We start from the raw sequence: 9075 nt of genomic DNA on the forward strand, positions 1-9075 counted from the left end.
AGCGGTGGCCGGGCGCGGGGCGCCGGGCTGCGTCACGCCCGGGGCGGGGCGGGCCGGCGAGGTGTCGGTCCGGTCGAACTGGCGCACCGTGCCCGGCGCGGTCTGGGTGGAGGGCGGCGCGGTATAGGTCCGGCTGCCGCGGCTGCCCGAGGAGGAGCCGCCGCCCGGCCGGGCCTCGGCCAGGGCCGGGGCGAGGGCGAGCGCCACCACGGCGAAGGCGGCGAAGAGGGCAGCGCCCTTGCGGCGCTTGCGGGCGGGGTGCATCGGTGAGACGTCTCCGGCGTTTCTCATGGCCCCAATATAGGAAGCCCGCGGCCGGCTTGCGAAGAACCTTCTGATTGATCCAGCCTGCGCCCTGTTCAATTTCGGAGAGACAGGCGTGGGTAGGGTCGGATGGCTGATGGGCGCGGCGGCGGCGGCCGCGCTGCTGGCGGGGGCGACGACGGCCGGGGCGCAGCAGCCGCCCAGCCGGGTGCTGCGGATGGCGACCAGCGTGGATGCCGCCACGCTGGACCCGCACGCCACCAATGCCCTGTTCACCTTCCTGGTGGTGCACCAGGTCTATGAGGGGCTGACCTGGCGCGGCGACGACCTGAAGGTGCATCCAGGCCTGGCGACGCGCTGGGAACAGGTGGAGCCGACACGCTGGCGCTTCCACCTGCGCGACGGCGTCCGCTTCGCCGGCGGCGAGGCCTTCGATTCCGACGACGTGGTGTTCAGCATCCAGCGCGCGCTGGCGCCGACCTCCAACTACGGGATCTTCGTGGACACGGTGCAGGCCGTGGAGGCGCGCGACCGGCTGACGGTGGACGTCGTCACCCGCGTGCCGGACCCGGTCATCCCGGACAAGATGACGCGGGTGCTGATCATGGACCGCGGCTGGTCGGAGGCGAACCGCGCCACCGTGCCGCAGAATTTTGCGCAGCGGGAGGAGACGGCGACGGTCCGCAACGCCAACGGCACGGGCCCGTACGTGATCCGCAACCGCGAGGTGGACCAGCGCACGGTGATGGTGCGCAACCCGAACTGGTGGGGCAGCCAGAACGGCGGCGTCGCGCGGGGCAACGTGACCGAGTATCACCACATCACGCTGACCTCGGATGCGACGCGGGTGGCCGCGCTGCTCTCGGGCGAGGTGGACTTCGTGCATGTGGTGCCGGTGCAGGACGTGGCCCGCATCCAGCGCGACCAGCGGCTGCGCATCCTGGAAGGGCAGGAGAACCGCACCGTCTGGATCGGGATGCGGCAGGACGTGGAGGAGCTGCAGGGCAGCGATGTGCGCGGCCGCAACCCGCTGAAGGACCTGCGCGTGCGCCAGGCGATCGCGCATGCGATGGACCTGGATGCGTTGCGGCGGACGACCCTGCGCGGCCAGGGCGTACCGACGGGCAGCATGTGGACCGAGTTCGTCAATGGCTGGGCGCGGGAGACGGACCGGCGCACGCCCCATGACCCGGCGCGCGCCCGCGCGCTGCTGGCCGAGGCCGGCTATCCCAACGGCTTCTCGGTGCCGATGGACTGCCCGGTCGGCACCTATGACGAGGCCTGCCAGGCGGTGGCGGCGATGCTGGCGCGCGTCGGCATCCGCGCGCAGCTGACCATCCATCCCAACGCGGTGTTCAGCCAGCGCGTCCGCCGGCAGGAACCGATGATGTACATGCTCAGCTGGGGCGTGCCGACCTTCGACGGCAGCTACACGCTGCGCGCCATCATGGCGTCGCGCAGCGTGGGCGGCGCGGCGACGTGGAACGCCGGCGGCTATTCCAACCCGGCCTTCGACGCGATGCTGCCGCGCATCGACGCCGAGCAGGACCCGGAGCGCCGCCGCGCCCTGATCCGGGAGGCGCATGCGATGCACAACGCCGATCTCGGCCACATCCCGCTGTACCACATGATGATCCCCTGGGCGGTGCGCACGGGCGTGACGGTGCAGCACCGCGCGGACAACCAGTTCCAGGTGCGCGAGATCCGCGTGGAGTAGCGGCGCGGCCGTCGCCGCTCACGCCGCGGCGGCTTCCTCCACCATGGTGCCGGACAGCGCGGCATAGGCGCGCTGCCAGGCGGCCGCGTGGGCGGCGGTGAAGACCGGGCCGAGCCGCCTCTCCAGCGTCCAGAGCAGCGCGTCGCCGATCGCGGCGTAGTGCTCCGGCCGCGCGCCATAGGCGACATGGCGGCGCGCCAGGTCGCCCACCAGCGGGCGCAGCGCGGCGTGGTCGTGCAGCTGCGCGACGATGGCGCCCAGCATGCTCATCAGCTTCGCGCACTGCTCCTGCATGTCGGCGGGGAACAGCCGCCGCAGCGGCGGCGCGATGGCGAAGAGGCGGTCGTAGAACATCTGCGCGCCTTCCTGCCCGGCCAGCGCGAAGTCGCGGAAGCTGGCGCGCACCAGGTCGAGCTCGTCCTCGGTCAGCGCGCTCATGCCGCGAGGTCCTGCGGCGGCGTGGCGCAGGGGGTGAAGACCTGCGCGAAGCTCTCCCGCAGCCAGGCCATGGTCGCCTGGATGCGCGCGGTCTGGATGGTGTCGGGATGGGCGTGCAGGTGCAGCGCGCGCACCAGGTCCGGCGGGCCGGCGGTGACGCGTTCCAGCAGTGCATCGCCTTCCGCCAGGCACATCGGCAGCAGCCCCTTGCCCAGCCCGGCGCGGATGCCGGCGCGCAGCACGCTGGAATCGGTGGCGGTCAGGGAGATCCGCTCCGCCGCCGGCCGGTTCTGCTCGATCCAGCGGCAGGGCGCACGGCGCGGCGCGTCGTCGTCCCAGAAGGACACCCAGGGCAGCGCCGCGGCATCCGCGCCGCGCGGCTTGTAGATGGCGTAGGGCACCTCTCCCAGGCGGACGGCGAATTCCGTCTGGTTCGGCGGGATCTCGAACCACAGCGCCAGCACGGCGTCGCCGCGCGCCAGGCTGCGCGGCTGCGACCCGCCGATGGTGCGGATCTCCAGCCGCGGGTGGCGCCGCAGCAGCACGGGCAGCGCGGTCTCCGCCAGGCGCATCAGCGTCCAGGGATTGCCGACGATGCGCACCAGGCCGCTCGGCCCCTGGTCGGCATTCGCCACCTCGTCGGCCAGGCGCTGCGCGCGGCCTTCGATCTCCAGCGCGCGCGCGATGGCGGCCTGGCCGGCGGCGGTCGGCGTGAAGCCGAGCTTGGAGCGGATGAAGAGGATGGCGCCGAGATCGGCCTCAAGCGCCGCCAGCCGCCGCCCCGCGGTGGACTGGTCGATGCCGAGCAGCTGTGCGCCGCCCGTCAGCGTGCCGGCGCGGCTGATGGCGAGCAGGACCTTCAGGTCGTCCCAGTTCGTCGTCATCGGTGCCTCCTGCCTGCAATTCCGCACCCGGCTTCTGCGGAGATGTCCGTTCCAGGATTGCGCCGATACTCCTAGATCGGCGGGGCCCGATGGAAGCGGCACGTTGTTTCCGTTGTTTCGCTGCGTGCGACGCGGTCGAAACACGCGCCTTGCGCGGGCAGGACGAACCCCAGGGAGAAGCGCACATGATCGAGAACGACACCGGCATCTTCGCCTACGGCACCGATGCGGGATCGACGGAGACGCAGGTCTCCGTGCTGACGAAGATGACGCGCGACGTGACGCTGAAGCGCGGGACGTTCTCGGAGCCGGCGGAGGACGGCGCGGAGGACCTGGTTGCGGCGGCGGAGACCTCGGGCTACGGGCTCAACGACTACGCGCTGATCACCGACTTCAACGCGACGACCGACGCGACGCGCGATCTGCACCTGCTGGGCTGAGCGCGCGTCGCGCTCAGCCGTAGTGCTGACGCGCCAGGCCGTAGAGCACGCGGTCGAGGTCGGTCAGGCGGCGCAGCAGCGCGCCGGCGCGCGGCGTGATCTCCGGCTCGGGGCGCGGCTCCACCACCGGGTTCACCTCGTCGCGCGTGTTCTCGCGCGGCAGCGGGCCGGTGTCGGGCAGGCCGAGCGCCTGCATCAGCCGCGGGCGATCCTCCTCCAGCCGGTCCACGAAGGTCACGAAGTCGAGCGCGAAGAGGTTGCCCAGCGCGCGGCGCAGCAGCTCCGGCCCGGTGATCGCGTCGCGCGGGCTCTCCCAGGGCTGCAGGTAGCGGTCGGCGCCGATCGGGCGGTAGTCGCCGGCCAGCGTGCAGGTCATGACGTTCTGCAGCGTGCCGCGCACGCCGGGGTCGGGATGCGCGAGGAACTGTTCCAGCGTGCAGGCGCGTGCGATGCGCGCGCGTTCCATGCCGCGTTCCTCCACCACCTCCGCGCGGTGGCGGTGCAGGAAGTGGTAGAAGGAGACCAGGCGCTCGCGCGGCTCGCGCAGCACGGTGAAGATGCGGCGCGGCTCCGGCACGTGGCGGGCGTCCAGGATATTGAAGTGGCCCATCACCACGCGGTAGCGCGCGAGGTCGGCGGCCGGCACGTCGCCAGGGCGGCCATCCTTCTCGCGCCGGAAGACCGGCTCGCCCTCGGCTAGTTCCTCCAGCCGGCGGCGGATCGAGGTGCCGGCGGTCTTCATCATGTGCAGGAAGACGATGCGCGGCCTGCCCTCGGCCACCGAGGGCGGCGCCTCGGCCGGCGGCATCTGCAGCTCGTCCAGGATCGACCGGCGCAGCGCGTGCGGCGCATCGCGGCGCAGCTTCTGGGAGAACTCCGCGCTGTTCAGGATCCAGCGCCGCAGCGTCTCCACCGTGCCGGCCGAGAGGCCGTACTGGTAGGCCTTCTCGTTCTCCGGCGGGCGGCCGAGCAGGTAGCGATAGGCGTGCTCCACGCCCTCGCGCGTGATCGGCGTCCCCTCGCTCATGCGCCGGCGAGGGTCATCCCCTCCACGCGGATGGTCGGCGCATCCGTGCCGCGGCGGAAGACCAGGTCGTCGGCCGCGACCATGTTGAGGAAGATGTCCTTCAGGTTGCCGGCGATGGTGATCTCGCTGACGGGTTCGGCCAGCGCGCCGCCCCGGATCATGAAGCCGGCGGCGCCGCGGCTGTAGTCGCCGGTCACGCCGTTGATGCCCATGCCGATCAGGTCGGTGACGTAGAGCCCCTCGGCGATGTCGGCCATCAGCGCGGCGGGCGTGACGGCGCCGGGTTCGAGCCAGAGGTTGGTGGCCGCGGGGCCGGGCGGGCCGCCGGTGCCGCGGCTGGCATGGCCGGTGGACGGCATCCCGAGTTGGCGCCCGGCGCGCCAGTCCAGGATCCAGGTGGTCAGCACGCCATCCTCGACGATGGCGCGCGGCTGGCCCGCCATCCCCTCCCCGTCGAAGGGGCGGGAGCGCAGGCCGCGCCGGCGCGTCGGGTCGTCGCGCACGGTCAGGCCCTTCGCCAGCACCTGCTGGCCGAGGCTGTCACGCAGGAAGGAGGTACCGCGCGCGACGGAGGCGCCGTTGATCGCGCTGCTGAGATGCCCGAGCAGCGAGGAGGAGACGCGCGGGTCGTAGACCACGGGGATGCGCGCGGTCTTCGGGCGCGTCGGGTTCAGCCGCGCGATCGCCTTCTCCGCCGCCTTGCGGCCGATGGTGGCGGGATCCTCGAGGTCGGCGAGATGCACGACGGAGGACCATTCGTAGTCGCGCTCCATCGCCGTGCCGCTGCCCGCCAGCGCGGTGCAGGACAGGCTGTGCGAGCTGCGGGAATAGCTGCCGGCGAAGCCGTTCGACATCGCCAGCGCGATGCGCACCCGGCCCCAGCCGGCATCGGCGCCTTCGCTGTTGGTCACGCCCTTGACGGCCAGCGCGGTGTCCTCCGCCGCGGCGGCGCGTTCGATCAGCTGTTCCGCCGTGGGCTCCGTCGGGTCGAGCAGGTCGAGCGGCGCGGCGTCGCGCGGCGGGTCGAAGCGATCGGGCAGGCCGCCGAAGGGATCCTCCGGCACCACCTTCGCCATCGCCACGGCGCGCTCCGCCAGGGCGGCGAAGCCCCTGGGGTCGAGGTCGGTGGAGGAGACGATGGCCTGGCGCTTGCCGACGAAGACGCGCAGGCCGAGGTCCGATCCCTCCGACCGTTCCAGCTGCTCGATCTTGCCGAGCCGGCGGGAGACGGAAAGCGAGGCGTCCTGCACCAGCAGCGCATCGGCGGCATCGGCGCCGGCGCGCTTCGCCGCGGCGACGAGCTCGGCGAGGATGTTCAGGTCGGTCATGCCGCCAGCTTCTCCGCGATCACCGGCAGTGCGGGCACCTTGCCGGCGGGGCCGAGCGCGGCCAGCGTCGGCACGGCGCGGAAGGCGCGGGCGGCGGCCTGCTGCACCTGCTCCACGGTGACGGCGGCGATCTTCGCCTTGGTCTCCTCCACCGGGATGATCCGGCCATGCACCTGCAGCTGGCGGGCCAGCTGCTCGCAGCGGCTGCCGGTGCTCTCCAGCGACATCAGAAGGCTCGCGCGCAGCTGCGCCTTGGCGCGGTCCAGCTCCTCCTGCGTCACGTCCTTCTGCACGCGCCGCAGCTCCTCCAGCGCCACCGGCACCAGCTCCTCCGCCTGATCCTCGCCGGTGCCGGCATAGACCGCGAAGAGGCCGTGGTCGGCGAAGGGCGAGACGAAGGAATAGACGGAATAGACCAGGCCGCGCTTCTCCCGGATCTCCTGGAACAGGCGCGAGGACATGCCGCCGCCGAGCAGGGTGGAGAGCAGCTGCGTCGGCATGTGCATGGGATCGGTCGCGGGCACGGCGGGGAAGCCGAGCACGAGGTGCACCTGGTCCAGGTCGCGCTCCTCGCGGAACTCGCCGCCGGTGTAGCGCGCGGCTTCCGCATCCGGCGCCACGGCGTGCGGCAGGTCGGCGAAATGCGCCTTCACCAGCTCGAGCAGGTCGTCATGCTCGATCGCGCCGGCGGCGGCGACGATCATCCGGCCATGGCCGTAGTGGCGCTTCATGTAGCCGGTCAGCGCGTCGCGGCTCATGTGCTTGATCGTGTCCTCGGTGCCCAGCACCGGGCGGCCCATCGCCTGCGCGGCGTAGGCAGTCGCCTGGAAATGGTCGAAGACGATGTCGTCCGGCGTGTCGTTGGCCTGGCCGATCTCCTGCAGGATCACGCCACGCTCGCGCTCCACCTCCTCTGGCGCGAAGACGGAGTGGCTGAGGATGTCGCCGATGATGTCGGCGGCGAGCCCGGCATCCTCCTTCAGCACCTTGCAGTAGAAGGCGGTGTTCTCGCGGCTGGTGTAGGCGTTGATGTGGCCACCGACATTCTCGATCTCGCGCGCGATGGCGGCGGCGTCGCGCTTCGCGGTGCCCTTGAAGGCCATGTGCTCGAGGAAGTGGGAGACCCCGTTCTCCACGGCGGTCTCGTGCCGCGTGCCGGCATCCACATAGGCGCCGAGCGAGACGGTCTCGACGCGCGGCATCTTCTCCGACACGACGGTCAGGCCGGAGGGCAGCTTGGTCAGGCGGATGGCGTCGGTCATTGCGGTCCTTGACGGGTCACGCCGCGTTGCGGCGCGCATGCGCGCGCACGAAGCTCTCCACGGCGTCGAGCTCGGCGGGCAGGCGGGTGAGGCGTTCCGGCCTGTCATATAGGTCGGCCAGGCGCGGCGGCAGCGGGGGCGCGATGCCGGTGGCGCGCTTCACCGCATCCGGGAACTTGGCGGGGTGGGCGGTGGCGGCCACCACGATGGGAATGGCGGGGTCCACCGGCGGCACGGCCTGGGCGGCGGCGGTGCCGATGGCGGTGTGCGGGTCCGCCAGGTAGCCGCTGGCGGCGTGCAGCCGGGCGATCTCGGCCAGCGTGCCCTGGTCGTCCAGCGCGAAGCCGCGGAACACCTCGGTCGCGGTCCGCCAGGCGGCGTCGGGCACGGGCATGCGGCCCTCGGTCCGGAAACGCCGCATCGTCTCCGCCGTGGCGGCGGCGTCGCGGCCCAGCAGCTCGAACAGCAGCCGCTCGAAGTTCGAGCTGACCTGGATGTCCATGGAGGGCGAGAGCGAGGGCTCCACCGTCCGCACCGTCATGTCGTTGCCGGCCAGGAAGCGCGTCAGGATGTCGTTGCGGTTGGAGGCGACGATGAGCTGCGCGATCGGCAGGCCCATCCGGCGCGCAGCCCAGGCGGCCAACACGTTGCCGAAATTGCCGGTGGGCACGGCGAAGGCCACTTCCCGGTCGGGCGCGCCCAGCGTCAGGGCGGCGGCGACGTAGTAGGGGATCTGCAGCGCGACCCGGGCCCAGTTGATGGAATTCACCGCGGCCAGCCGCATCTCCTCGCGGAAGGGCGCGTCGGCGAACATCGCCTTCACCAGGTCCTGGCAGTCGTCGAAGCTGCCGGCGACCGCGAGGTTGGCGACGTTGGGCGACAGCACCGTGGTCATCTGCCGGCGCTGCACCTCGCTGGTGCGGCCGTCCGGGTGGAGGATCACGATGTCGATCGCGCTGCGGTCGCGGCAGGCCTCGATGGCGGCGGAGCCGGTGTCGCCGGAGGTGGCGCCGACGATCGTCACGCGCTCCCCGCGGCGGGCGAGCGTCGTGTCGAACAGCAGGCCGAGGGCCTGCATCGCCATGTCCTTGAAGGCCAGCGTCGGGCCGTGGAACAGCTCCAGCGCGAAGACCCGCGGGTCGAGCTGCACCAGCGGGCAGATCGCGGCGTGGCCGAAGCCGGCATAGGCCTGGGCGAGCAGGGGCCTCAGCGTGGCCAGGTCGGGCTGGCCACCGGTGAAGAGGGCGAGGATGCGGGCGGCCAGCTCCGGGTAGGGCAGGCCGCGCAGAGCACGCCATTCAGCGGTGGTCAGGACCGGCCAGGTCTCGGGCATGAACAGCCCGCCATCCTCGGCCAGCCCCGCCAGCAGGACGCCTTCGAAGTCGCGCGGCGGGGCCGCGCCGCGGGTGGAGACATAGCGCATGGCGGCGGAAGGTAGTCCGGGCGAGGCCGCGGTGCGAGGGGGCGCCCCGTGCCGCTCACGCAGGAGGGGATCGCATCGGAGACACCGGAAACCCTAGGCTGCGGGCGGGAACCGTCCGGGAGCCTCAGGGGCCATGTCGCGCACGCCGCTCTTCGCTGCCCTTCGCCGCGCCGTCGCGCTGGCTGACCTGGCCCGCCGGCCGGGCGCGCCGCCGCTGGACGAGCTGGCGGATCCCGGCCGCATCGGCCGACGCACGGTGCTGGGCGGGATCGCCGGGGCGGCGCTGGCCCCG

Annotated in this window: 8 protein-coding genes and 1 pseudogene; 2 read left to right on the plus strand and 7 right to left on the minus strand. The window is 72.4% G+C overall.

Annotation, left to right across the window (positions count from 1 at the left end; genetic code table 11):
- Positions 1-264 (minus strand): annotated as a pseudogene (locus OZN99_RS18675) (Tim44 domain-containing protein); the annotation flags it as partial.
- 115 nt (positions 265-379) lie between these two features.
- Between OZN99_RS18675 and OZN99_RS18680 the strand changes: the two are divergent.
- Positions 380-1981: an ABC transporter substrate-binding protein gene (locus OZN99_RS18680; protein ID WP_270936778.1), complete on the plus strand. Its 1602-nt coding sequence runs from the start codon at positions 380-382 to the stop codon at positions 1979-1981.
- An 18-nt stretch (positions 1982-1999) separates the two neighbouring features.
- Here the strand turns inward: OZN99_RS18680 and OZN99_RS18685 are convergent, their stop codons facing one another.
- The gene (locus OZN99_RS18685) at positions 2000-2419 is read right to left on the minus strand and encodes a globin domain-containing protein (RefSeq protein WP_270936779.1); all 420 of its coding nucleotides are present in this window, start codon (positions 2417-2419) and stop codon (positions 2000-2002) included.
- Positions 2416-3303 carry a LysR family transcriptional regulator gene (locus tag OZN99_RS18690; RefSeq protein ID WP_270936780.1) on the minus strand — a complete coding sequence of 296 codons (888 nt, stop codon included), beginning with the start codon at positions 3301-3303 and terminating at the stop codon, positions 2416-2418. The genes OZN99_RS18685 and OZN99_RS18690 overlap by 4 nt, the downstream gene beginning before the upstream one ends.
- A 185-nt stretch (positions 3304-3488) precedes the next feature.
- Here OZN99_RS18690 and OZN99_RS18695 point away from each other — a divergent pair, with 185 nt between their 5' ends.
- Positions 3489-3743 (plus strand): hypothetical protein, encoded by a 255-nt coding sequence (locus tag OZN99_RS18695; RefSeq protein ID WP_270936781.1) that lies wholly within the window; start codon positions 3489-3491, stop codon positions 3741-3743.
- Between the two features lie 13 nt (positions 3744-3756).
- Here the strand turns inward: OZN99_RS18695 and OZN99_RS18700 are convergent, their stop codons facing one another.
- The 4 genes from OZN99_RS18700 to thrC are packed head-to-tail and all read right to left on the minus strand — an operon-like array spanning position 3757 to position 8783.
- Positions 3757-4770 (minus strand): sulfotransferase family 2 domain-containing protein, encoded by a 1014-nt coding sequence (locus tag OZN99_RS18700; RefSeq protein ID WP_270936782.1) that lies wholly within the window; start codon positions 4768-4770, stop codon positions 3757-3759.
- Complete coding sequence (locus OZN99_RS18705; RefSeq protein ID WP_270936783.1) at positions 4767-6098, minus strand: TldD/PmbA family protein; 1332 nt, start codon at positions 6096-6098, stop codon at positions 4767-4769. The genes OZN99_RS18700 and OZN99_RS18705 overlap by 4 nt, the downstream gene beginning before the upstream one ends.
- Entirely contained in the window at positions 6095-7360 is a 1266-nt protein-coding gene (locus tag OZN99_RS18710; RefSeq protein WP_270936784.1) for a M16 family metallopeptidase, read from the minus strand. Before OZN99_RS18710 ends, OZN99_RS18705 begins: the two co-directional genes overlap by 4 nt.
- A gap of 16 nt (positions 7361-7376) precedes the next feature.
- Positions 7377-8783, minus strand: a complete 1407-nt coding sequence (gene thrC, locus OZN99_RS18715; RefSeq protein WP_270936785.1) for a threonine synthase — start codon at positions 8781-8783, stop codon at positions 7377-7379.
- Between the last annotated feature and the right edge of the window lie 292 nt (positions 8784-9075).

The organism is Falsiroseomonas oryzae (genome assembly GCF_027856955.1).
GTDB lineage: Bacteria > Pseudomonadota > Alphaproteobacteria > Acetobacterales > Acetobacteraceae > Falsiroseomonas > Falsiroseomonas oryzae.